Below are 22864 nucleotides of genomic sequence, written 5' to 3' on the forward strand. Positions count from 1 at the left end.
CTGTACGAGGCTGTGTACCTGGTCCACCTCCCGTGCCGTTTCCGGGCTGTAAGCAAGCGACTCCGCCCGGTCCAGTTGCCAGAGCATTTCGTGGAGCTGCCGCAGGACCTTGAAGGCGGCAAACATGTCCTTGGCCGACCGGGGATCGCCCCGCCAGCTGGTCCCCTCGAAAAGCCGCTGGCTGACTGCCTGGCCCGCGCCAAAGCAGTCAAAGGCAGTGCAGCCGGCGAACCCGCGGGCGCGCAGGCTGCGGTGGATGGTGCAGGAGAAGTCGCCTGCCAGGTTGGGGCACGGGGTGGCCTGCGGCTTGTCGATGGCAAAGTCCGCGGAGCGGGTGAATCCGAAGGCGGTGCAACACAGTGCAAAGCACTGGGTGCAGTCAGGTGTGAGGCTTGGGGTAGTGGGTTCCATGGGGGCTCCGTGGGGTGGTTCCGATAAGGGTGCGGAAAGGAGGGGAACCCGGGTTTGGGTTCCCCTCCGGGGCGCACGGAATCACCGTTCCTGTACGGAAGGACAAGAACTGCCGGCGGGAGGTCACAGGGAATGCATGGAAGTCACTGCGACCAGAATAGCCATTCCGGGCTTGCTCTGTCAGGAGGCCCCTGTATCTCCTGCCTGCGTGGTGCGCGGCGGCGGAACGCGGCGGCTGCCGGTGGCTTCGAAGGCTGCAGCCAGCCGGAGCAGGTCCGTGTCGCTGTAGGCTTTTCCGGCGATGGTCAGGCCTACGGGCATGGCAAGGTCGGCCGCGATTCCCATGGGGACCGTGACCGTGGGGATGCCCAGGTGCCGGGGGACCAGGTTTCCGTTGGCCACCCACACGCCGTTGCGCCACGCGATGTCTGCGGAAGCCTCGTTGCTGTCGGCATCGGCGGGTGCAACGTCGGCAGCTGCCGGGAACACCACGGCATCCAGTCCCAGCCGGTCCATCCATTCCTCCAGGTCGACACGGCGGGTTTCCTCCAGCCCCGCCAATCCTTGGGGCAGGTGCTGTATATCGGCCAGCGCCGGTACGCCGTGTTGCCGGATCCAGGCGGGATAGTCGCTGATGTCGTCATCGAACCCGTCGTAGCGGTCCGGCAGCGAACCTTCGGGGGCTGGGAAGATGGCGGAGCCGTCCACGTCAGACAGGCGGTTCAGCCGCGGATCACCGTTGGCATCAAGGAAGTCATTCCACGCCCAGGCCGACAGGTCCACGATCTCCCGCCGCAGATACTCCGGGGACACGAATCCCCGCGTGGCGATGGTGGGTGCGCCCGGCCGGTCCCCTTCGTAGTTGGACACCACGGGGAAGTCCACCTCGATGACCTCCGCACCTGCGGCCTCGAGGTCCTGCCGGGCTGCGTTCCAGAGGTCCAGCACCGAGTCCCGGGTATTGATCCGCTGCCCCGTGGGACCACCGATGCCCGGATGGTCCGACGTCCCGGCGTCGGGATCGGCGTTGATGTACATCCGGGGGATACCCAGCCGCTTGCCCGCGAGGACGCCGCTCGCTGCGGAAGCGTCAGGCACGGCCAGGTCAACGTACGACGGCGGGCGGACACTTGATGCCTTGGGTACCGGCACCCACGGCTGGACGCGCCAGAAATCCCCGCGTGCCTCGGCGTCGTCCGCCACCACGACGTCCAGGACTTCGAGCAGGTCGGCCATGGTCCGGGCGTGCGGAACCACCACGTCCATGGTGGGCACCAAGGGCCAGTTTCCGCGGACGGAGATGACCCCGCGCGAGGGGGTATAGGCGCAGAGGGCGTTGTTGGACGCCGGGGCGCGACCGGAGGACCAGGTCTCTTCCGCGAGGCCGAACGCCGCGAAACTGGCGGCGGTGGCGGTCCCGGAGCCGTTGGACGAACCTGACGCGAATGCGGCCGTGACGTAGCCCGCGTTGTAGGGGCTTTCTGCCCGGCCGTAGACCCCGCGCTGCATCCCGCCGTTGGCCATGGGAGGCATGTTGGTAAGCCCGATCAGGACTGCGCCGCCTGCCCGGAGCCGTTCAATGGTGAAGGCGTCGCGCTGCGCCACCAGGTCCTTGAACGCCGGGGAGCCGGCGGCCACGGTGAGGCCGCGGACCTGGTAGCTGTCCTTGGCCGTGTAGGGGATGCCGTCCAGCGGGCCCAGCGTGAAGCCGGCCGCCCGGCGCCGGTCGGACGCCTGAGCCTCGGCCACCGCCTCCGGATTCATGACCACCATGGCATTTAGGCATATGCCTGATGAGTCATACTTTCTGATCCGCTCCAGGTACAGCTCCACCAGCTCCTCGCTGGTGACCTCGCCGGACTCGAGCGCCGCACGCAGCCGGCTGATGCCGGCCTCGACAACGTTGAATGGGCGGGCTGCGGGCGCGGACTTTTGCTCCTCGACCAGTTTCACGCGGCCTCCTCCCTCGGGGCAGGCTGCTGCTGGGTGATGCAGTGGATGCCGCCGCCGAAGGCGAAGATGTCGCGGGCGTCCACCAGTTCCACCGTCCGGCCCGGGTACGCGCGCTGGAGGATGCCCGCGGCGATGGCGTCGTTGGGATCATCGAAGCTGCACAGCACCACCACGTCGTTGGCCACGTAGTGGTTGATGTAGGACCAGTCCACCCAGCCTTCGTCGTCCTTGAGGGTGGTGGGTGCGGGAACGTCGATGATGCGCAGCGGCCGGCCCTGGGCGTCCATTTGGCCGGAAAGGACCGCCTTCAGTTGAAGGTAGACGGCGTGATCCGGGTGTGCGGGGTCGTCTTGGCGGTGAAGCAGGATGGTGCCGGGTCCAGCGAAGGTTGCCACGATGTCCACATGGCCGCGGGTGCCGAATTCGTCGTAATCGCGCGTGAGTCCGCGCGGCAGCCAGATGGCTTTGCTGGTCCCGAGGGCCGCGGAAACCTCCGCTTCCACGGATTCCTTGGTGGCGCCGGGGTTGCGGCCGCGATCAAGCTGGACGGTCTCGGTCAGCAGCACTGTCCCTTCGCCGTCCACGTGGAATCCGCCGCCCTCGTTGACCAGCGAACTTGCCCGGACGGGGGCACCGGTTGTGGCGGCGACGGCCTTTGCCACGGCTTCGTCCTTGCCCCAGGCCGCCCATTCCTGGGCGCCCCAACCGTTGAAGATCCAGTCCACGGCGGCCACTGATCCGTCCGGTTGGTGGACAAAGGTAGGCCCGCTGTCCCGAAGCCAGGCGTCGTCGAGGGGGACCTCCACGACGTCGATGCCCGTGCCAAGCCATTCCCTTGCGGCGGTGGCGTCCCGGGGATCGGCCACCACGGTGACCGGCTCGTACCTGGCGATGGCCTGTGCCACCCGGGTCCACGCGGCGCGGGCGCGGTCAAGGGTTGGGCTGCCTGTTGGACCGAAGGTTTCGTTGGGTGGCGGAAATGCCATCCACGTGCGCTGGTGGGCCTCCCATTCGGCGGGCATCCCGGCGTCGGAGGGGGAAACGTGGTTGGGGGCGGCGGCGGCCCCAACGGCGGTCGAATAAATGAATGACATTCATTTATTATGGGGAGGCGGATGCGTCGTGCGCAAGGGTTACGCCGATTCAGTCCATACCTGACCGGTCAACTGCTGCCAGGATGGCCCGTGCCAGTTCCGCCGGCTTGGTGAATTGCGGCCAGTGGCCGGTGGGCAGGTCGACATAGTCGACGTCGTGGACCCGCGCCAGCTCGGCGACGAATGGACTGCCGGCCGCGATCCACTCCTTGAGCAGGGCCGCGGGAAACTCGCACGCAATCACAGTGGCGGGCACGGCGTAGCGGCGCTCGTCATGCAGGTGCTGCCTGCCATACGCCACGCCCCGCGGTTCGGGAATGGCGCGTGTGCGGAAAGCCTGGCGGAGCCCGTCGTCCAGGTCCACCAGGTCGGCGTCGTCGAAGCTTTCCCAGGGCGGAAGGGGAATGTCGTCACCCTCGGCGGGCAGTTCGTCATTGATCACACCCCCTTCGCCCAGTGGGCCGCTGTCCACGTAGATGGCGCGCTCCACCTTGTCCGGCCGTGCGTCAACGGCCCCGTGGATGATGGCGCCACCTCCCGAATGCCCCACCAGGACCACCTTGCCGCCGATGGCATCGACGGCCTGTACCACGGCGTCTATGTGGTCCTGCAGCCCTATTCCGGCCCGACTGGAGTCCACCGATTCCAGTCCGGGCAGGGTCAGGGGGTGGGGGCGGTGGCCCGCTGCCTCCAGGGCAGGTGTCACCTCCGCCCAGGATGAAGCGTCCAACCAGAATCCGGGTACCAGGATGATGTCCATGACCGCACCCTACCCCCACCCCCTGCGCCGGATCAAGGGGCCGCGACCGCTTCCGGTTCCGGCCTTTCCCGGCGTTCCGGCTGCCGCGTTCTAAGGCCTCGCGCTCAGCGGAGCGCTGCGACTTTCCCGCGGAGACCACCTTCTGCTGCCACTCCCGGTGGTAAGCGCGCTGGGCAGCAGCGTCGGAGCGGCGGGCCAGGGCTGCGAGTTCACGCTGCATCTTCAGGTACGAATTCCAGCGCCGCTCCTCCAGGAAGCCCCCGTCTATGGCTTCCCGGACTGCGCAGCCGGGCTCAGTTCCGTGCGCGCAGTCCGCAAACCGGCAGCCCGCGGCCAGTTCCTCCACGTCGCCGAACATCCCGCCCAGGCCTTCGCCGGCGTCGAACAGCCCGAAACCCCGCACGCCGGGTGTGTCCATCAGCACCGTGCCGTTGGACAGCGGCACCAGTTCGCGCGCGGTGGTGGTGTGCTTGCCCTTGAAATCACCGGACCTCACCGCACCGGTCTCTTGGACTTCCTGCCCCGCCAGGGCGTTGATCAAGGTGGACTTGCCGGCTCCGGACGGCCCCAGGAGCACAATGGTGCCTCCGGCAGGAATACGGCCCATCAGTTCGTCGATGCCGTCGCCGTTTTCGGCTGAGGTGGTCACCACGTCCACGCCCGCCGCCTGAAGGACCACCTTCCCGACGACGTCGTCCGCCACCTGCGCAAGGTCAGCCTTGGTGATGATCACCAGGGGAGTGGCGCCCGAGTCCCATACCGCCACCAGTGTCCGTTCCAGCCGGTTGTGGGTGAGCGGCCGGTCCACGGGCACCACCACGCCGACGGTGTCCATGTTGGCGGCCAGGACCTGCTCGGCGGAGGAGTCCTCGAAGGCACGTTTGCGGCTGAGCTCGGACCGGCGGGGCAGGATGGCCAGGATCTGCCGCCCGCCGGCGCGGTTGGGGCCGATCCAGACCCAGTCACCGGTAACGGGCTGGTCGCCGGTGAGCGGGTAGGGCAGGTGGAGCAGCCCGTCAGCGACGGCCACCAGCAGCAGCGTTCGGTCCACGCGCACCACCCGGCCGGTGCCGGTGGCCTCGGGGTTGGGGTGCGCGGCGAAATGGCGGGCGACGGCGGGCGTGTAGCCGTAAGCGAAGGGGCCCTCGGCTGTTGAAGGGGTGTTGATGCCAGGGTTGTCCAGGGCGTTGCCTGAAGGAATATGCACGTTGGTTTCCTTGGAAAGGGTCCCAGAGCAGGCGCGAGGTACCGGACAGGAATCTCAGGAACGGCGCGTGCAACGGGAAAGGATGGTTGATGGTGTTGATGCGGGGCGCTCACGGCGCGCGGCAGTCGCAGTCATCAAAGCCACCTCCTCTCCCTCGTGCGGGTCCCGTCACCCTGCCGGGAACGGCAGGATGGGGCCGGGACCCACTTTAGTGGCCGCCGGCGTCGGGCACCAGAGCCTGGACCACAAGGGGGGCGGACTCCCATGAATCCACCCCCCTCCGGCCGCTAGGCGCTGGTGGCGTCCTGGACCTCGCCCACCAGCTCCTCGATGATGTCTTCGAGGAAGAGCATCCCGGTGGTCCTGCCGCCGGCGTCGAACACCCGGGCCACGTGGGCCCCCGTCCGGCGCATGGCGGCCAGCGCATCCTCAAGGTCGGCGCCGGCAAAGGCCGAGGCAAGGCGCCGGATCCGCTTGGCCGGCACCGGCTGGTGGAACTTCGCGGCCGTGGTCAGGTCCATGACGTCCTTCAGGTGGAGGTAGCCGCCAGGTTCCCCGGCCGCGTTGGTCAGGATGTACCGGGAGTAGCCGTGCCTGGCCACGGCCAGCTGGATATCAGCAGGCGTGGCCGACTCCGGCAGCAGCACCATCTCCGCCAGGGGGACCTGGACATCCGCCACGGTCTTGGCCGTGAATTCGAACGCGTTGCTCAGGGTGCCGCTGGTGTCAGCCAGCATCCCGTCCCTGGTGGACTGCTCCACGATGGTGGCGACCTCGTCCAGCGTGTAAGCGCTGGTGGCCTCGTCCTTGGGCTCCACCCGGAAGAGCCGGAGGACGGCATTGGCAATCCCGTTCAGCGACCAGATCACCGGTTTGAACACCCGGGCCACCAGGACCAACGGGGGAGCGAGCAACAGGGCCGCCCGCGTGGGAACCGAGAAGGAGATGTTCTTGGGCACCATTTCCCCCACCACCACATGCAGGAACGTCACCAGCAGCAGCGCCACAACGAACGCGATGATACTGATCGCCTCATAGGACAGGGATGTCAGGCCCAGCGGGATTTCCAGGAGGTGGTGGATGGCGGGCTCGGAGACGTTCAGGATGACCAGCGAGCAGACAGTGATGCCCAACTGGCTGGTGGCCAGCATGAGGGTGGCGTGCTCCATGGCCCAGAGGGTGGTTTTGGCCGCCTTGCTCCCCGCCTCCGCCTTGGGCTCAATCTGTGACCGGCGTGCGGAAATCACGGCAAACTCGGCACCGACGAAGAAGCCGTTCACCAGCAGGAGCACGGCCAGCCAGATGATGCCGGGAAGGTAGTCACTCATGGGCCAGCCTGGGTCAGGTTGTCGATCATCCGGTCATGCGGGCTCCGCGGCGGTTCGGCGGCCCCGGCGGGAGTGAAGCGGAGCCGCTCCACATGCATCCCCGCCACGCGCTCCACACGGAGGGTGCCGCCGTCGACCGCCACTTCGTCGCCCAGCTCCGGCAGCCGGTCCAGCTGGTCCGTGACGAACCCGCCAACAGTGTCGTACTCCTCCCCGTCCGGAACCTCGATGCCGGTGCGGTCCAGCAACTCATCGGGGCGCAGCGCGGCGTCGAACGTGACGGACCGGCCAACCCGGACCACACCCGCCCGCGCGCGGTCGTGTTCATCCTCGAGTTCACCCACGATCTCCTCCACCAGGTCCTCGAGAGTGACGATTCCGGCGGTACCGCCGTACTCGTCGGAGACGATGGCCACCTGGAGCCCCTGCCGGCGGAGGAGGCCCAGGAGGGTGTCCACGCCCATCGACTCCGGGACCCTGAGCGGTTCAACCATCAGCCCCGCCGCGGTGGTCCCGGCGCGCTGGTCCAGGGGCAGCGCGAACGCCTGCTTGACGTGCAGGAGGCCCAGCACCTCGTCCCGGTCGCGGCCGATCACGGGAAAGCGGGAGTAACCGGTCGCCGTGGCAAGGGCCACAATGTCCTCGGCGGTGTCACCGGACGCGACAGCCGCCATGCGCACGCGCGGAGTCATCACGTCCGCTGCGCTGTACTCCGAAAAACGCAGGGTGCGGCGCAACAGGGTGGCGTGGTCAAGGTCCAGGACCCCTTCGACCGCGGAGCGGCGCACCAGGGAGCTCAGCTCCTCCGCGCTGCGCGCACCGGAGAGCTCCTCCTTCGGTTCGATCCCAAACCCCCGGATGATCCGGTTGGCTGTGTTGTTGAAGAGCAGGATCACCGGCTTGAACACAGCCGTGAAAAGGGCCTGGAACGGGACCACCACCTTGGCGGTAGCCAGCGGCAGTGCCAGGGCGAAGTTCTTCGGGACGAGCTCGCCCACCACCATCGAAAAGACCGTAGCCAGGAAGATCCCGGCAACGGAGCCGACGGCGGGAACCACCGCATCGGGAACACCCAGCGAGGTGAGCGGCGCGCTGAGCAACCGGCTGATGGCCGGTTCAAAGGTGTAGCCGGTGAGGAGGGTGGTCAGCGTGATACCCAGCTGCGCACCGGAAAGGTGGGTTGAGGTGATCCGCAGCGCTTTGATGGTGGGGCCCAGGCGCTTCTCGCCGCGGGCCTGGCGGGACTCGAGGTCATGCCGGTCAAGGTTCACCAGGGCGAACTCGGAGGCGACGAAGAAGCCGGTGCCGACGGTCAGGACCAGGCCGATGCCCAGCATGATCCATTCATACATTGGGGCGCCCCTCTCCTGTGGTGGCCGGTGATCCGGTCAGGCGGCAGAGGGGCCAGGGCATATGTGAAGGAGGGTCGTCCATATTCGGTTCAACTCCGCTTCCCCCGGCGAAGTTCCCAGCGGGCCCCCAGCTGCCGTCCAGTGCGGGGTTCCGCGCTTAATCATGGTGCGGGTTCTTCTGCCAGGCGCAACGGGGTGTGATACTTGCTGCGGCAGCATTCGGGCTTTTGGGGGGACTTCCTGCATATGGTTCTGGACACCGCAACCCTGCGCATCGCGTTTGGCCTGATGGCCCTGGCGCTGGTGGTCCTCTTCTACTTTTCCGCTTACCGGGTGACGCGCTCGCCGTACAGCGGCTGGTGGTGCGTTGCCCTGGTGTTCTTCCTGGCGGGGTCGGGCTGCTTCCTGCTGAACGGCACCCCCCACCAGGTTTGGGCCAATCCGCTGGGTAACGCGGTGCTGGTGTACGGTGCGGTGGCGGTCTGGGCCGGGGCACGTTCCCTGCGGACGGCGCCGCCGCCGAAGTGGGCCTTCACGGGCATCCCGCTGGTCACGCTGGTTGCCTCCGTGCTGGACCACCCGGCCACCAACACATGGTCCGGTGGCGCCGTGTTCCTCGCCGCCATGAGCGCCACCATCGGGCTGGCATCCCATGAGCTCTGGCGCCTGGAACCCGGCTACTCGAGGGTCCGCATTCCCATGGCCGTGGCTGCTGGAGGGCTGTCCGTTTTCTACCTGTTCCGGTGGGTGGCCTTCCTCCTGGACGGCCAGGACGGTCCAGTGTTCGTCACGGTCTTCGGGTCCGCCGTGACCACCCTGGTGACCATGGTGCTGCTGGTGGTGGTCTCCTTCAGCATGGCAGCACTGAGCAGCGAACAGCAGACGCGTGCCCTCCGCGTGGTGGCCACCCGCGATGACCTCACCGGGCTCCTGAACCGCAAGGCGTTCCTGGACCTTGCTGCCGAGCAGCTCGCAGACCGCGCCATCACCCGCGGATCCGGGGCGTTGATCCTTGCCGACCTGGACCATTTCAAGACGGTCAACGACACCTACGGGCACGCTGCCGGGGACTTTGCCCTGAAGGCCTTCGCTGACGCCTGCGTAGCCACCGTGCGTTCCACGGACTTGACCGGGAGGTACGGCGGGGAGGAGTTCGTCATCCTGGTTCCCGGGGCCAGCGCCGAGCGGGGGAGGCAATCGCGGAGGAGATCAGCAGGCGGCTGGCCGACGCTGCCGCGCCGGGCGGATTGGAGCTGCCCACGGCCAGTTACGGGATTTCCGTCTACGACGCCGGCACCTCCAGCGTGGACCGCCTTATCGCTTCGGCCGATGCGGCCCTCTACCGGGCCAAATCGCTGGGCAGGAACCGCGCCGCCCGCAGCGACGAGATGCTGTAGGGCGGCGCGGCTCCGGACTGCCGGTCAGTGCGGCTGGAGGGCGTCCGCCTGGCCGGCAAGGAGCGTCAGGGCCACGGCTTCGGGCCGGTCCACGGTGCTCTGGATGGCCACGGAGGTGCCCTTGCGGGCCGAATCGAGGATGGATTCCATGACTTCCAGGACGTGGTAGGCCAGGGCACCTCCCGCGCGCGGTTCCTTGCCCTGCGGGGTGGAAGCCAGGTCAGCGATGCCGAACCCGCGTCCGGAGTCGATGTAGCCTGCGGAGGCGGGAAGTGTTTCCCAGTCCTCGGCGCCCAGGGAGAACAGCTGGACGTCGCCGTCGAAGTGGTTGGGGTCCGGCACCACCAGGGATCCGCGTTCGCCGTGGATTTCGATGTTCGGGGACTTGGACTTCACGGCGTCGAAGCTCATGAACAGGGTGGAAAGTGCACCCGAGGCGTGGACCAGGACGCCCGTGACGTGGGAGTCGATGTTAACGGCTACCTGCTCGCCCTGCCGCGGTCCGGACCCGATGGTTCGTTGGTTCCGGGTATGGCTGGCGGCACCCACCACGGACACCACCGGTCCCAGCAGCGTCACCAAGGCCGTGACGTAGTAGGGCCCCATGTCCAGGAGGGGCCCGCCGCCGGGCTGGTAGTAGAAGTCCGGGTTTGGGTGCCAGCGTTCGTGCCCCGGAGTTGCCATGGTGGCGGTGGCCGAGATGGGTGCGCCGATCAGGCCGTCGTCGATCGCTTTGCGGGCGGTTTGGATCCCGGTGCCCAGCACGGTGTCAGGGGCGCAGCCGACGGCGACACCGGCCTCGCGTGCCGCATCCAGCACCTGGCGTGCTTCCTCGGTTGTGGCTGCCAGCGGCTTTTCGCCGTAGACGCTCTTGCCGGCGGCGATCGCCTTTAGCGCAACGTCAGCATGCGCGGCGGGGATGGTCAGGTTCAGGACCAGGTCGATGTCGTCAGCGGCGAGCAGTTCGTCCACGGAGACGGCGCGGACTCCGTCGTAGTCATCCGCCACGGCCTGGGCACGCGCGGGATCCAAGTCCGCGACGGCGACCAGCCGGATGCCGTCCAACCGGCGGAAAGTGGTGAGGTACTGGGCGATGATGGCTCCGCAGCCAATGATCCCTACGTTCAACGGCTTGCCCACAGCAGGCCCCTTTCGATGATGGTGCGTATGTTCCGGTCCTGCAGGATTTCCACCCGGTGCCCGGGCGTGCAGACGAAGATCCGGCCCTTGCCCCACTGGCGGGTCCAGATGGCGGGGGAGGTGACTTCGCGGTGCCAGGGGTCCCACTCGCGGACTTTTTGGGTGGTGGTGGCGAGGACGTCGATGTAGTCGTCCGAGAGGACCCAGTACTGCTCGGTCTCCAGGTCGAAGTCCTGGATGCCCCGGGTGATGGGGTGTTCGGCCGCCGCGGGCAGCATATTGACGGTGTAGGGCACATAGTTGTCCGACTGCTCGCCGATGCACTCATCCGGGTGTTTGCCGGGGTGGCAGGCGAACTGGCCGCCGATCAGGTGCAGGTAGTCGGCGGTGTTCCGGTAGGAATCGGCGATTCCCCCGTGCCAGCCGGCCAGGCCGGTGCCGTTCTCCACGGCGGCCCGCAGTCCGGCGAACTCGTCCTTTTCGATGGTGGACATGGTCATGCACTGCATGATCAGGTCCACCCCGGCCATGTACGCGGCGTCGGCGTAGACCTTGGGGGATTCCTCCACCCGGACGTCATAGCCGTTGTCTTTGAGATAGGGAATGAAGAGCTCGGTGGCCTCGTAGGGCTGGTGGCCGTCCCAGCCGCCCCGGACCACCAGTGCATGCTTGCGTTCTGTCATTGGATTTCCTTTGTTTGGCTACCGGCCTCGCGGGCCGGAAGGAGCAGGGATCAGCGGCTGGCGAAGGCGGCGTCGAAAGCGGCTGCGGGCGGGGCGATGCGTGCCAGTTCCCGGACCATGGCAAGGGCCTGCGGGGCGCCGATGAGGCGGTCCATTCCAGCATCCTCCCATTCGATGCTGGTGGGACCCTCGTAGCCAATGGCGTTCAGTGTCCGGAAGATCCGGTTCCACTGCACGTCACCGTGTCCTGCCGTGACGAAGTCCCAGCCCCGGCGGGGGTCCGCCCAGGCGAGGTGTGAACCCAGCCGGCCGTTGCGCCCATCCAGCTGCCGGACGGACTCCTTCACATGCACATGGAAGATCCTGTCCGCGAAGTCCTGGAGGAACATCACGGGATCCAGGTCCTGCCAGATGAAGTGGGAGGGATCGAAGTTCAGCCCAAAATTTTCCCTGTGGCCAATAGCTTCAAGGGTCCGCTTCGTGGTCCAGTAGTCGTAGGCGATCTCGGACGGGTGGACCTCCAGGGCAAACCTGACTCCCACGTCGTCGAAGACGTCCAGGATGGGGTTCCACCGGTCCGCGAAGTCCTGGTAGCCGCCGTCGATCATTGCCTGCGTGGCGGGCGGGAACATGGCGACGGCCTTCCAGATGGAGGAGCCGGTGAACCCCGTTACGGTCTTGACGCCAAGCCGTGCGGCCGCCCGCGCGGTGTCCTTCATGGCCTCCGCCGCCCGCCGGCGCACCCCTTCAGGCTCACCATTGCCCCAGACCTCCGCCGACAGGATGCCTTGGTGGCGCTCATCGATGGGGTCGTCGCAGACGGCCTGGCCGGTCAAATGGTTGGCGATCGCGAACACCTGGAGGTTGTTCTTCTCGAGGATGTCCAGCCGGCCCTGGAGGTAGTTGTCGTCCTCCGCTGCCCGGCGGGGGTCCAGGTGGTCGCCCCAGCAGGCGATTTCCAGCCCGTCAAAGCCCCACTCGCCGGCAAGCCGGGCCACTTCCTCGAAGGGCAGGTCGGCCCATTGGCCGGTGAACAGCGTGATTGGTCGTGTCATTGGGTGTTCCTTGGGTTCTTGGAGCTGTGGATCGCTCAGACTTTTTGCCATTGGCTCGAATTCGCGGCGCTGGACTCCACGGCGGCGAGGACCCGCTGTACCTGCAGGGCATCGGCGAAGGACGGTTCAGGCTGCCGCCCTTCGCCGATGGCGGTGACAAGGTCCACCACCTGGTGGGTGAAGCCGTGTTCGTATCCGAGGCCGTGACCGGTGGGCCACCAGTTTCCGACGTACGGGTGCTCGGGCTCGGTGACGAAGATCCGGCGGAATCCTGCATCGGGCGATTCGGCCGCGTCGTAGTAGGAGAGGACGTTCATGTCCTCGAAGTCAAAGGCGAGGGAACCCTTGGTGCCGTTCACCTCCAGCCGCATGGCGTTCTTCCGGCCCAGGGCGTACCGGGTTGCTTCAAAGACGCCGATCGCGCCTCCGGAGGCGCCGCCGTCGAACCTTGCGCTGAAGATGGCCGCATCATCGACGGTGACCCTCCCGCGCGGGGCCTCGCTGCTGACGTCGCCGTGGCCGCCCAGGCCCACCAGGTCCCCGGCGAGCGGGCGTTCCGGGACGAAGGTTTCCATCAGTGCCGAAACGCCGCCGATGTTTTGTCCCGTGACCCATTGGGCGGCATCGATGCTGTGTGCTCCGATGTCGCCCAGGGACCCGGATCCGGACTTGGCCTTGTCCAGCCGCCAGGTCATGGGGGCGTTGGCGTCGGAAAGCCAGTCCTGCAGGTATTGGGCCCGGACGTGCCGGATGTCGCCGATCCGTCCCTGCTCCACAAACCGCCTGGCCAGTGCCAGGGCCGGGGTGCGGCGGTAGCTGAAGCCGCACATGGAGAGGACGCCGTGCTTGGCGGCGGTCTCCGCGGCCAGGGTCATCCGTTCGGCTTCTTCCACAGAGTTGGCCAGCGGCTTTTCGCACAGCACGTGCTTGCCGGCTTCGAGGGCCGCGATGGCGATCTCCGCATGGGTGTTGCCGGGCGTGCAGATATCGATGAGGTCGATGTCGTCGCGTTCGATCAGGCGGCGCCAGTCAGTCTCCACCGACTCCCATCCCAGCTTGTCTGCGGCCGCCTGGACGCCGTCGGCATTCCGCCCGGCCACTGCGGTGAGCCGTGGCTGCAGCGGCAGGTCGAAGAACCGTGGCGCGGTGCGCCAGGCGTGGGAGTGGGCGGCACCCATGAAGGCGTAGCCCACCATGCCCACGCGGAGGGGTTTGGCGGTGCTCATGGCATCGGTCCTTTCTACTTGCTGAAGCCGGCGGTCAGGCCGCTGAGCAGCTGCCGGCGGGCGATGACGTACACCACGAGGAGTGGAAGGGTGGCCAGCACGACGGAGGCGAGAATGGCGGGGATGTTCACGCTGAACTCGCCTTGGAAGGTCCACAGCGACAGGGGCAGCACCCTGGTGGCGGGACTCTGCGTCAGGATCAGCGGGAAGAGGAAGCCATTCCAGACGTGGAGGGCGTTGTAGATGCCCACCGTAATGACGGCGGGCTTGGTCATGGGAAGCGCAAGCCGCCACATCATGGCCCAGTCCGAGCAACCGTCCAGGCGCATCGACTCAAACAGTTCATTGGGGACGTCCCGCATGAAGTTGGACAGGATGAGGACGCTGACCGGGATGGCAAAGGCCACGGACGGCAGGATCAGCGCCAGCAACGTGTCGTACATGTGGGCCTTGGTGATCATCCAGTAGATGGGGATGATCGTGGCGTGCAGCGGGATGGCCAGGCCCAGGAGGAAAAGGTTGTTCGTCAGGCTCAGGAACTTTCCCCGTCCGCGGACGATGGCATACGCGGCCATGAAGGAGACCAGCAGCGCCGGCAGCACCGTGCCCAGCGTGACGATCAGGCTGTTGGTGAAGTACCTGGCGAAGTTGTTGTCCAGCACCAGCTTGTAGTTATCCAGCGTAGGTTCCGTTGCCGGCAGCATCGGGTTGGACGTGAAGAACCCCGCCTGGTTCTTGAAGCTGGTGATCACCACGTAATAGATGGGCACGATGATGACGGCGAGCCAAAGCCAGCCGCCCAAGCCGCCCAGGAGGTTTGGCCGCATCCGGCCCGGCCCCTTGGGCCGGACAGCCGTTTTTTCCGCGATGGTTCCGGTGGCCGGCGACGGGGGAATCGGGAGTTGTGTCGTGGACGCCATCAGGCACCTTCCAATTGGCTCGCGTTGCGGTTCTTTCCGCCGAGGCGCTGGAGCAGGAGCGCCAGTCCCAGGCCGATGACGATCAGCATGACGCCGAGGGCGCTCGCCGCGCCCATGTCATTGGCCTTGAAGCCCGTGAGGTACATATGCAGCGGAAGGAGCCGGGTGCTGTAGCCCGGTCCGCCGCCGGTCAGCACGAAGATCAGGTCGAAGTAGGCCAGGCTGCCCACCACCATCAGGGTGGAGGAGGTGATGATGGTGTATTTCAGCTGCGGCAGGGTGATGTTCCAGAACTGGCGGAACCGGCCCGCGCCGTCGATCTCGGCTGCCTCATAGAGCGAGGCCGGGATCTGGCGAACGCCGCCTTGGTAGATCAGTGTGTGGAACGGGACAAACTGCCAGGCAATGACGAAGACCACCACGAAGAGGACCAGATCCGAGTTGCCAAGCCAGTCCTGGGCGAGGATGGGCAGGTTGAATCCGGGGCCCAGGCCGAAGTTGGGATCGAGCAGGGCTTTGAAGGCGATGGCAACTGCCGCTGACGACAGCAGCAACGGCAGGAAATAGAGGACGGCAAGGGCCGCCCGGTACTTTTGGCCGCCGGCGGTGAAGACCCCCAGCAGCAGGCTGACGGGGGCCTGGACGATGAACGAGAAGAACATGACTTTGGCAGTCACGACCAGCGCGTTGCCCGTTACCGGATCGGTCAGTATCGTCGTCCAGCTGGCCAGGCCCTGCAGCTTGATCTCGCCCAGTCCGTTCCAGCTTGTGAAGCTGAGGAAGACAACGCCGATCAGCGGGATGACGGCAAAGGCGAGGAAGAAGACCAGCGCCGGGACCGCGAGCCACCCCGAAGGGCCCGAGTCACGGACCCCCCGGTTGGTAGAACCAAGAACCGCCATGGCCGCTTACTTTCCTATCGTGGCGTTCATGGTGCTGATGAACTGGTCCGGGCTGATCTTCTGCAGGAAGATCTGGTCCAGGTTCGACAGCATGGCGTCTCCCTGGGCCGGGCTGAGCGCCTGGTCCCAGGAGAGAGTGAAGCTGGGGGCGTTCTTGGCCAGGCCATAGACGAAGGTCAGGAAATCCTTGTCCGGCGAGGCGGCCAGCTTGTCTTCAATTCCCTTGACCACCGGCACAGCGCCGGAACTGATGAGGGCGTCGGTATTCGCGTCGGTGAACATGCCGTCCTTGACATAGTCCAAGGCGGCCTTCTTCTGGGCGTCAGTCGCCTTGGCTGAAATGGACCAGAAGTTGGAGGGATTTCCGACGACGTTCGCCGGGTCTCCCTTGCCGCCGGAGACGGTGGGGAAGGTGGTGTAGCCAAGCTTCCCGCTCTTGACGAAGTCCGCGGCGTCCTTCTTCATGCCCTGGTAGATCCAGCCGCCCTGCAGGATCATGGCTGCCTTGCCCGTGTACATCAGGGCCTGGTCCGCGTTGCTGTCGGCAGCCACCGAAGAGAAGCCGTTGATGAACCCGCCCGCGCCGGCCAGCTCCTGGATCTTCGTGAGCGCTTCCTTCACGGCAGGATCAGACCAGGCACCGGGCTTGTTGGCAGCGATATTGGCGAAGACTTCAGGGCCGCCGATGCGCTCCACGAGGTACTCGAGCCACATAAGGTCCGGCCACTTCGATTGGCCGCCCAGGGAGAAGGGAGCGATGCCGGCCTGCTTGAACTTCGGCACCAGGGCCATCAAGTCGTCCCAGGTCCTGGGCGGCTGGGCACCGACCTTGTCGAAGACGTCTTTGTTGAAGTAGAGGACGACCGGCTGGACGTTGTTGTTCGGCAACGCGTAGGTCTTGCCGTTTACTTCACCGTTCTTGAGCACCGATGGAAGGTAGCGGTCCTTGACCTGCGGGTTGTCCTTGACGAACGTGGACAGGTCATCCACCTGGCCGGCATCGACGTACGATTTCAGCACGCCGCCGCCCCAGCCGTAGACGAACGTGGGTCCTTCACCGGCGCCGATGGCCGTGCGGACCTTTGTCTTGTACGCGTCGTTGGCGAAGAAATCGAGTTTGATCGACTTGTCCGGATTTGCCTGGTTCCAATCGTCCACCGATTTCTGCAGGACAGGCTGGTTGCCGCCGGTCAGGCCCCACATGCTGGCCGAGTCGCTGCTGACGCTGGAACCTGCCGGTCCTGAAGAACCGCAGGCGGCGAGGCTGACTGCCAGTCCTGCCGCAGTGATTGCCACGGCTGCCGAACGCAACTTTCGAAATGTCATGTCGTTTCCGTTCATCCTCCGGGCTCAACGCTGGGTCCCGGTAACGTATGAAGCAGGCATTGCCTCGGCTCCGAGGCGGATCACCCACATCGATTCGGTTGATGGTCGCACCGACAATAGCTCGAAATATTTCGAAAACTTGCGGCCGGTTGTCAAAATGTATCGGTGAGCCGCGTCACAGTCAAGGGCCACACGCAGCCTCTTTTTGCATTCTTACAGGGACTTCATTGACCCCTCGGGTTATGGGGTGCAAGATTGCCGTAGTCGAAATGTTTCGAAGGATGGGATGGTCCCTTGGTAAGGACTGAGCGCACGCAAAAGGCGACTCTGGCGGCAGTTGCCTTGCAGGCAGGGGTTTCGACTCCCACGGTTTCGAAGGTGGTCAACGGCCGTGAGGACGTGGCACCGGATACCCGGGCCCGGATCCTCCGGGCACTTGAACAAGCCGGATACCAGTCGCCGGTGCAGCGGCGTACCGCCACCAGGACAGGCACGGTGATCGAAGTGGTGGTGGATGTCCTCACATCCGCCTATACCTCCGAAGTCCTGGCGGGAGTACTGAACTTCGCCGCAGCCGAGGACGTCGAGGTCATGCTGAGCGTTACGGGCCCCACGGCACCCTCCGCCCAAAGCGCTGAACGCCGGGCCCAGCGCATGGTCGACGATGGCAGGGCGGGAATGATCGTGGTGACCTCGGCCTTCAGCGAGGCGCAGCTGCATGCCTTCCGGCGGCGCCACATTCCCGTCGTCGTCATCGATCCGCTCAATCCGCCGCCGGCGGACGTGGTCAGCATCGGTGCCACGAACTGGGCCGGGGGAAGGCCGCCACCGAGCACCTCCTGGACCTGGGCCACCGGCGCATTGCCTACATCGGCGGAATCGAGCGGGCGGAGTGCAATCAGGCCCGGTTGCACGGCTACATGGCGGCCTTGACGGCCCACGGCGTGCCCGTGGATCCCCAATACATCGTCACCGGCGGCAGGTTCCGCCGGGATAGCGGAGTTGCCGGCCTGAAGGCACTGCTCCGCCTCGAAAACCGCCCCACGGCCATCTTCGCCGGAAGCGACAGCATTGCCCTGGGGGTTCTGGCCGAAGCTGCACACCACGGCCTCCGGGTCCCCGGGGACATCAGCCTCATCGGGTTCGACGGCACCATCCAGGGTGAAGAGTCCGTCCCGGCGTTGACGTCCGTGGCCCAACCGCTGGAGGAGATGGGCCGGGCTGCCCTGCGGTCGCTGCTGCGGCAAGCACGCGGTGAGGTCCTGGATTCGCACCGCGTGGAACTGGCCACGCAGGTGATCGTCCGGGAATCCACTGCACCTCCCGCGGACTGACGGCGAGCACGGGGCCTGGCCCGGTCCAGGATTTAAACGACGGGCGGCCGCCCACCCGGCCGAAAAGACCGGGGTGGCAGCCGCCGTGCGGGTGGGATTCCTAGCGTTTGACGGCTTCGAGCTTGAGCATCTTGGCGATGACGCCGTCGAGTTCGGAGTCGTCGAAGATCTTCTTCCAGTCGTCCTTGATGATGGTGTCCTTGCCGTACTGGATGGCGATTTCGCAGGCTTCCGAGAAGGGGTTGGACCCGCGCAGGGCGTTGGTCAGGGCGATCTGGACGTGGCCGAACAACATGGCCTTCGCCGCCGCCTCCGGCACGCCGGCCGTGTGGACGGTCTCGTGCAGCGCCTCGTTGAGCAGCGTGCCGATCATGCAGGCCACGGTTTCCACCAGGGTGGGCTCCAGGATGGCGAGCTGCTTGACGGTGACCCAGTGCACGTCGATGACCGGCGCGTAGATGGTGCGGATGACGGCTTCCGCGGAGTCGCGGGTGGCTGCCGGCGCGTCGTCGTCGATGGCGGCGACGACGTTCTGCGGGGCGCCCTCGCCGCCGAAGGTGTCTGCCCATTCCTCCTTGGTGGTGCGCTCCAGGAACACCGACGGGTGGCACGGGTGCGCGACTGCCTGGACGACGTCGTCGCGCTTGGCCAGCAGGCCCGCGTACGCGGCGGCGGGGTCAAGGGTGAGCAGGATGGCGCCGGCCTTCAGCTGCGGCACCACACCTTCGGAGACGATGCCCAGGACGGTGTCCGGGACGGCGAGGATCACCACGTCGGCGCCCTTGACGGCGTCGTCCGTGGCAGTGATCTGGCGGCCTTCCGCCTGGACGCGTTCCTGGCCGGCGGGGGAGTTCTCGCTGTAGAAGACGGTGTGGCCGGACTTCTGGAGGTTGCGGGAAACGCGCATCCCCATCTTGCCTCCGGCTCCGATGACGGCGACGGTCAAAGTTTCTGCTGACATTTCACTTGCTCCTTAGGAATTCGATGCTGTGCCGGGTCCACTGGTTTTCGAGCCGGATGGTGCCCGCCTCGGTGTCCTGCCAGGGCAGCCAGTGTTCGACGATCTGGTTGATGTTTCGTTCGTGCGGCCGGATTTTTTCGACCATGTACGCGTAGTCGAGCAGGCCTTCGCCAAGCGGCGCGCCGGAGTAGGTGAAACCCACCCATCCGTCCTTGCGGCTGAAGGCAAAGTCCTTGATGTGCATGTTCAGGACGTAGGGGGCGACGGCGTCAATCACCTCGCGGGGCATTTCCAGCGCTGCGACGGTGTTGGCGGGGTCGCTGCAGATCCCCAGGTACGGGCTGTCCACGCCGCGGACCACGTCCAGGATGCGGGCGGTGGGGACCTGTTCGTAGGTTTCCACCGCGATCTTCACCCCGGCGTCCTCGAATTCCGGCAGCACGTCCTTGAAGATCGCCACCGCTTCCTCGGTGGTGGGGCTGTGGCCGGGGGCGTTGAACATGGTGCGCAGCAGCGGCGAGCCGAGGATGCCGGCGATGTGCAGGAACCTTCGCAGGTGGTCCGGTCGGATGCCCTTGGTGCCCAGCTCCAGGGAGATTCCCAGCCTGTCCGCGGTGTCCCGCACGGCTCGGAGTTCCGTGTCAGCCATGGCTTCCAGGGGTGCGTAGTCGCAAACCTGGAACAGGTCCACGCCCAGTTCCGCGGTCCGCTCCAGGACATCATGAAGGCTCAGCGGCTGGGAGACCCTCTCCGAAAGCTGCCAGAAGAAGGCGTAACTGCTCAGCCCAATCCGTGAGGTCATGCCGGCACCGCCATCGTTTGCAGCCGCGCCGCGGCTTCGTCAAGGACGGCCTTCAGTGCTGTGGGGTCATGGGCGAAGCGGCCCAGGAACAGGCCGGCGACGGCGGGACCGAGCTGGGTGATCAGGCCCGGCCCGGCGCTGCCGCCATAGATGACGCGGCTGTCTTCCTGCCCCGGGAGGCTGCGCAGGTGCTCGTCAAGGCCCGAAATGACGGCGTTGATATACCCGGGCGTGGCCGGCTCCGGAGCGCCGATGGCCCACTGCGGCTCGTATGCCACGATGGTCCTGGCGGCCGCTGCCAGCGATGACGCGCGTTTGAGGATGCCATCGATTTCGGCCGTGCACTGGGCAATGGCTTCCTCAACGGATCCGCGGTGCAGTTCCCCGACGCACAGGACGGGGGTCAGGCCGTTGCGGTAGGCCGCAGCGGTCTTCAGTCCGATCACGCGCTGGTCCTCGTCAAAGATCCGGCGGCGTTCAGCGTGGCCCACCTCGGCGTACCGGCCGCCGAGTTCAGCTACTGTTTTGCCGCCGACTTCGCCGGTGAACGCGCCTTCGTCTTCCCAGAAGATGTCCTGCGCTCCGGTGGCAGCACCTGCCGGACCGAGGATCCGTGCCGCTTCCGGGAGTGCCGGAAGGATGGGCAGGACGAAGAGTTCGATGTCGCCGCTTTGCACCGCGGGGTGGGCGAAGGCGAGGGATGCGACGTCGCGGCAGTAGTCCACGGAGCGGGCGTAGCCGAAGTACATCTTCAGGCTGACGCCGATGATGGCCGTGGGTCCGGTGCGGGGCTTAGCAGGAAGTGACACCTTCGTAGTCCTTAATCAGGGAAACTTTCTCTGCCGAGGCGGAGGCTTCGTCGAAGGTGTAGGTGAGCCATTCCCTGGCGAGGCGCCGGGCGAGTTCAAGTCCGACGACGCGCTGGCCGAAGGTCAGGACCTGGGCGTTGTTGCTCAGGATGGCGCGTTCGACGGAGAAGCTGTCGTGGGCGGTCACCGCGCGGACCCCGGGAACCTTGTTCGCTGCGATGGCGACGCCGAGCCCGGTTCCGCAGACCAGCAGCGCGCGGTCGGCCCGTCCTGCGGCGATGAGTTCCGCTGCCGCGATGGCGACGGAGGGATAAGGGGCGTGGCTAATGGCGTCCACGCCCACGTCGGTGACGGACTCGACCAGGTCGGAGGCCTCGAGGTCGGCCTTGAGGGCTTCCTTGTAGTCGAAACCGGCGTCGTCGGCTCCGATGACCAGGCGCAGTTTGGCGCTCATGCGTTCTCCTTGATGGTGGTGTTCCGGCTGAGGGTGTTGTGGATGGCCCGCACGATCAGGGCCATGGAGACGGCGCCCGCGTCCGGGGTGCCGAGGCTCTTCTCCGCGTGCGGACGTGCCCGGCCCATCAGCGGCAGCAGGTTGGCGGTGTCCTCGGCGGCCTGCTGCGCGGCGGTGGCGGCAGCGTCCCAGGCTCCGGACAGCGGCTTTCCGCTGTCCACGCCGGCGGTGAGGGCATCCCGGAAGGGAACCAGCACGTCCACCAGCGTCTTGTCGCCCACCGTGGCCTTGCCGAAGTCCATGATGGCTGCGGCGGCGCCGGCCACTCCGGTGGCGACAGCACCGGCGTCGGGAGCTTTGTCATCGCCCACGGCGTCACCGACGGCGCGCAGGGCCATGCCCCACAGGGCGCCGGAGGTGCCACCGGCCTTGTCCGCCCAGGCGTCTGCGGCGAAGTAGAGGGTGGTGGCAGCCCCGGCGCCGCGGGCGACGGCGTCTGCCGCGGCCTTCACGGCGGCCCCGACGCCCCGCTCCATGCCGATGCCGTGGTCGCCGTCACCGGCGACCGCATCGATGCGGCCCAGTTCGCCTGCGTTGGCGTCCACCACGTCCTTGGCCGCGCCGAGCGCTGCGAGGACACGGACGGCCCCGGCACGGGACGCGGGAGTCGCCTCGGGAATGGGAAGTTCGACGTCGGCCACATCGTCGACGGTCTCTTCCAGCGCTTCGGCCGTGACGGCACCGCGGCGGAAGGCCGGGGCGTCGGCAGGGGCGTTCCAGAGGGCTTCGAGTTCGTCGTCGAGCCAGAAGAGCGTCAGGGACGTGCCGGCCATGTCGAAGCTGGTGACCAGCTCGCCCACCTGCGGATCCACTGCCTGCAGGCCGGCCTCGGCGAGGAGTTGCGCCACGCGGCGGTAGACCACGAACAGCTCCTCGTACTTCACGCTGCCCAAGCCGTTCAGGATGGGGACCACGCGTGCACCCTTGGGGTCCACGCCCTCCGGCACCTCGGTCAAGAGCTTGGCGACGAGGAGTCCGGCGAGCTCATCCGCCGTCGGAATCGCCGTTTCGTCGATGCCCGGCTCTCCGTGGATGCCCATGCCGACGGCCATGCGACCCTCGGGGACAGAGAACAGGGGCTGGGTGGCTCCCGGCAGGGTGCATCCGCTGAAGGCCACCCCGAAGGAACGGGTGCGGTGGTTGGCGCGTTCTGCGATTTCCATCACCGCGTCCATTCCGTAGCGTGCTTCCGCGGCGGCGGCCGCCACCTTGAATACGGTCAGGTCCCCGGCAATGCCGCGGCGCTTGGTGTGCTCTTCGATCGGGGCGGAAGACACGTCGTCGGTGACGGCGATGCTGCGGCAATCGATGCCTTCCCTGCGCAGCTTCTCCCGGGCCTGGGTGAAGTGCAGGACGTCGCCGGCGTAGTTGCCGTAGCCCAAGAGCAACCCGGCGCCGTTGTTGGCCGCCTTGGCCACGTTGTAAATCTGTTGTGCCGACGGCGACGCGAACAGGTTGCCCATCGCGGCGCCGTGCGCCAGGCCCTGGCCCACCAGGCCCGCGAATGCGGGATAGTGGCCGGAGCCCCCGCCGATCACCAGTGCCACCGTCTCCGGGGTGCTCTTGGTGCTGCGGACCACGCCGCCAGGAACGCGTTTGACCCAGCGTCCGTGGGAGGCGACGAAGCCCTCGATCATTTCGTCAGCGAAGGCTGAAGGTTCGTTGAAGAGGCGGGTCATGGGAAAGCTCC

17 protein-coding genes and 3 pseudogenes are annotated in these 22864 nt (G+C 66.7%); 2 read left to right on the top strand and 18 right to left on the bottom strand.

Annotated elements, in window-relative coordinates; genetic code table 11:
- Positions 1–591 precede the first annotated feature (591 nt).
- The 6 genes and pseudogenes from ACX5I6_RS04905 to ACX5I6_RS04930 all read right to left on the bottom strand — a co-directional run bounded on the left by ACX5I6_RS04905 (position 592) and on the right by ACX5I6_RS04930 (position 8105).
- Positions 592–2364 (bottom strand): amidase, encoded by a 1773-nt coding sequence (locus ACX5I6_RS04905; protein WP_461839671.1) that lies wholly within the window; start codon positions 2362–2364, stop codon positions 592–594.
- Positions 2361–3458, bottom strand: a complete 1098-nt coding sequence (locus ACX5I6_RS04910; RefSeq protein WP_461839672.1) for an agmatine deiminase family protein — start codon at positions 3456–3458, stop codon at positions 2361–2363. The genes ACX5I6_RS04905 and ACX5I6_RS04910 overlap by 4 nt, the downstream gene beginning before the upstream one ends.
- A gap of 49 nt (positions 3459–3507) precedes the next feature.
- Positions 3508–4218, bottom strand: coding sequence for an alpha/beta fold hydrolase (locus tag ACX5I6_RS04915; RefSeq protein ID WP_461839673.1), 711 nt, complete (start codon positions 4216–4218; stop codon positions 3508–3510).
- A 46-nt stretch (positions 4219–4264) separates the two neighbouring features.
- Positions 4265–5425: pseudogene (gene rsgA, locus ACX5I6_RS04920) on the bottom strand (ribosome small subunit-dependent GTPase A); the annotation flags it as partial.
- A gap of 287 nt (positions 5426–5712) precedes the next feature.
- Positions 5713–6753, bottom strand: coding sequence for a hemolysin family protein (locus ACX5I6_RS04925; protein WP_461839674.1), 1041 nt, complete (start codon positions 6751–6753; stop codon positions 5713–5715).
- Complete coding sequence (locus ACX5I6_RS04930; protein ID WP_461839675.1) at positions 6750–8105, bottom strand: hemolysin family protein; 1356 nt, start codon at positions 8103–8105, stop codon at positions 6750–6752. The genes ACX5I6_RS04925 and ACX5I6_RS04930 overlap by 4 nt, the downstream gene beginning before the upstream one ends.
- A gap of 246 nt (positions 8106–8351) precedes the next feature.
- Between ACX5I6_RS04930 and ACX5I6_RS04935 the strand changes: the two are divergent.
- Positions 8352–9502 (top strand): annotated as a pseudogene (locus tag ACX5I6_RS04935) (GGDEF domain-containing protein).
- 24 nt (positions 9503–9526) lie between these two features.
- Here ACX5I6_RS04935 and ACX5I6_RS04940 read toward each other — a convergent pair.
- The 7 genes from ACX5I6_RS04940 to ACX5I6_RS04970 are packed head-to-tail and all read right to left on the bottom strand — an operon-like array spanning position 9527 to position 16754.
- Entirely contained in the window at positions 9527–10642 is a 1116-nt protein-coding gene (locus tag ACX5I6_RS04940) for a Gfo/Idh/MocA family protein (RefSeq protein ID WP_461839676.1), read from the bottom strand.
- On the bottom strand, positions 10627–11325 hold the full coding sequence (locus tag ACX5I6_RS04945) for a ThuA domain-containing protein (RefSeq protein WP_461839677.1): 699 nt from the start codon (positions 11323–11325) through the stop codon (positions 10627–10629). Before ACX5I6_RS04945 ends, ACX5I6_RS04940 begins: the two co-directional genes overlap by 16 nt.
- A 50-nt stretch (positions 11326–11375) precedes the next feature.
- Entirely contained in the window at positions 11376–12380 is a 1005-nt protein-coding gene (locus ACX5I6_RS04950; RefSeq protein WP_461839678.1) for a sugar phosphate isomerase/epimerase family protein, read from the bottom strand.
- 35 nt (positions 12381–12415) lie between these two features.
- Positions 12416–13606 carry a Gfo/Idh/MocA family protein gene (locus tag ACX5I6_RS04955; protein ID WP_461839679.1) on the bottom strand — a complete coding sequence of 397 codons (1191 nt, stop codon included), beginning with the start codon at positions 13604–13606 and terminating at the stop codon, positions 12416–12418.
- A gap of 14 nt (positions 13607–13620) precedes the next feature.
- Positions 13621–14526, bottom strand: coding sequence for a carbohydrate ABC transporter permease (locus ACX5I6_RS04960; RefSeq protein ID WP_461839680.1), 906 nt, complete (start codon positions 14524–14526; stop codon positions 13621–13623).
- Positions 14526–15428 carry a carbohydrate ABC transporter permease gene (locus ACX5I6_RS04965; RefSeq protein ID WP_461839681.1) on the bottom strand — a complete coding sequence of 301 codons (903 nt, stop codon included), beginning with the start codon at positions 15426–15428 and terminating at the stop codon, positions 14526–14528. The genes ACX5I6_RS04960 and ACX5I6_RS04965 overlap by 1 nt, the downstream gene beginning before the upstream one ends.
- A gap of 6 nt (positions 15429–15434) precedes the next feature.
- Positions 15435–16754, bottom strand: a complete 1320-nt coding sequence (locus ACX5I6_RS04970) for an extracellular solute-binding protein (RefSeq protein ID WP_461839682.1) — start codon at positions 16752–16754, stop codon at positions 15435–15437.
- A 327-nt stretch (positions 16755–17081) separates the two neighbouring features.
- On the opposite strand from ACX5I6_RS04970, the pseudogene ACX5I6_RS04975 reads away from it, so the two are divergent.
- Positions 17082–18088, top strand: a pseudogene (locus ACX5I6_RS04975) (LacI family DNA-binding transcriptional regulator).
- Between the two features lie 100 nt (positions 18089–18188).
- Here the strand turns inward: ACX5I6_RS04975 and ACX5I6_RS04980 are convergent.
- From ACX5I6_RS04980 to ACX5I6_RS05000, 5 genes are read right to left on the bottom strand one after another with little or no spacing between them, the layout of a single operon-like run.
- The gene (locus tag ACX5I6_RS04980; RefSeq protein ID WP_461839683.1) at positions 18189–19049 is read right to left on the bottom strand and encodes a phosphogluconate dehydrogenase C-terminal domain-containing protein; all 861 of its coding nucleotides are present in this window, start codon (positions 19047–19049) and stop codon (positions 18189–18191) included.
- Between the two features lies 1 nt (position 19050).
- Complete coding sequence (locus ACX5I6_RS04985; protein ID WP_461839684.1) at positions 19051–19851, bottom strand: sugar phosphate isomerase/epimerase family protein; 801 nt, start codon at positions 19849–19851, stop codon at positions 19051–19053.
- Positions 19848–20660 carry a triose-phosphate isomerase family protein gene (locus ACX5I6_RS04990; protein WP_461839685.1) on the bottom strand — a complete coding sequence of 271 codons (813 nt, stop codon included), beginning with the start codon at positions 20658–20660 and terminating at the stop codon, positions 19848–19850. Before ACX5I6_RS04990 ends, ACX5I6_RS04985 begins: the two co-directional genes overlap by 4 nt.
- Positions 20644–21114 carry a ribose-5-phosphate isomerase gene (locus ACX5I6_RS04995; RefSeq protein WP_461839686.1) on the bottom strand — a complete coding sequence of 157 codons (471 nt, stop codon included), beginning with the start codon at positions 21112–21114 and terminating at the stop codon, positions 20644–20646. The genes ACX5I6_RS04990 and ACX5I6_RS04995 overlap by 17 nt, the downstream gene beginning before the upstream one ends.
- Entirely contained in the window at positions 21111–22853 is a 1743-nt protein-coding gene (locus ACX5I6_RS05000; protein WP_461839687.1) for a dihydroxyacetone kinase family protein, read from the bottom strand. The genes ACX5I6_RS04995 and ACX5I6_RS05000 overlap by 4 nt, the downstream gene beginning before the upstream one ends.
- Positions 22854–22864 lie beyond the last annotated feature (11 nt).

This window comes from Arthrobacter sp. MMS24-T111 (assembly GCF_054888995.1).

What these genes read in the sequence shown, in the direction of transcription:
- ACX5I6_RS04930 (WP_461839675.1), bottom strand. Translation starts at nt 8,105, where the DNA reads ATGTATGAATGGATCATGCTGGGCATCGGCCTGGTCCTGACCGTCGGC.
- ACX5I6_RS04925 (WP_461839674.1), bottom strand. Translation starts at nt 6,753, where the DNA reads ATGAGTGACTACCTTCCCGGCATCATCTGGCTGGCCGTGCTCCTGCTG.
- ACX5I6_RS04985 (WP_461839684.1), bottom strand. Translation starts at nt 19,851, where the DNA reads ATGACCTCACGGATTGGGCTGAGCAGTTACGCCTTCTTCTGGCAGCTT.
- ACX5I6_RS04950 (WP_461839678.1), bottom strand. Translation starts at nt 12,380, where the DNA reads ATGACACGACCAATCACGCTGTTCACCGGCCAATGGGCCGACCTGCCC.
- ACX5I6_RS04910 (WP_461839672.1), bottom strand. Translation starts at nt 3,458, where the DNA reads ATGTCATTCATTTATTCGACCGCCGTTGGGGCCGCCGCCGCCCCCAAC.
- ACX5I6_RS04915 (WP_461839673.1), bottom strand. Translation starts at nt 4,218, where the DNA reads ATGGACATCATCCTGGTACCCGGATTCTGGTTGGACGCTTCATCCTGG.
- ACX5I6_RS04970 (WP_461839682.1), bottom strand. Translation starts at nt 16,754, where the DNA reads ATGACATTTCGAAAGTTGCGTTCGGCAGCCGTGGCAATCACTGCGGCA.
- ACX5I6_RS04960 (WP_461839680.1), bottom strand. Translation starts at nt 14,526, where the DNA reads ATGGCGTCCACGACACAACTCCCGATTCCCCCGTCGCCGGCCACCGGA.
- ACX5I6_RS04965 (WP_461839681.1), bottom strand. Translation starts at nt 15,428, where the DNA reads ATGGCGGTTCTTGGTTCTACCAACCGGGGGGTCCGTGACTCGGGCCCT.
- ACX5I6_RS04945 (WP_461839677.1), bottom strand. Translation starts at nt 11,325, where the DNA reads ATGACAGAACGCAAGCATGCACTGGTGGTCCGGGGCGGCTGGGACGGC.
- ACX5I6_RS05000 (WP_461839687.1), bottom strand. Translation starts at nt 22,853, where the DNA reads ATGACCCGCCTCTTCAACGAACCTTCAGCCTTCGCTGACGAAATGATC.
- ACX5I6_RS04995 (WP_461839686.1), bottom strand. Translation starts at nt 21,114, where the DNA reads ATGAGCGCCAAACTGCGCCTGGTCATCGGAGCCGACGACGCCGGTTTC.
- ACX5I6_RS04955 (WP_461839679.1), bottom strand. Translation starts at nt 13,606, where the DNA reads ATGAGCACCGCCAAACCCCTCCGCGTGGGCATGGTGGGCTACGCCTTC.
- ACX5I6_RS04980 (WP_461839683.1), bottom strand. Translation starts at nt 19,049, where the DNA reads ATGTCAGCAGAAACTTTGACCGTCGCCGTCATCGGAGCCGGAGGCAAG.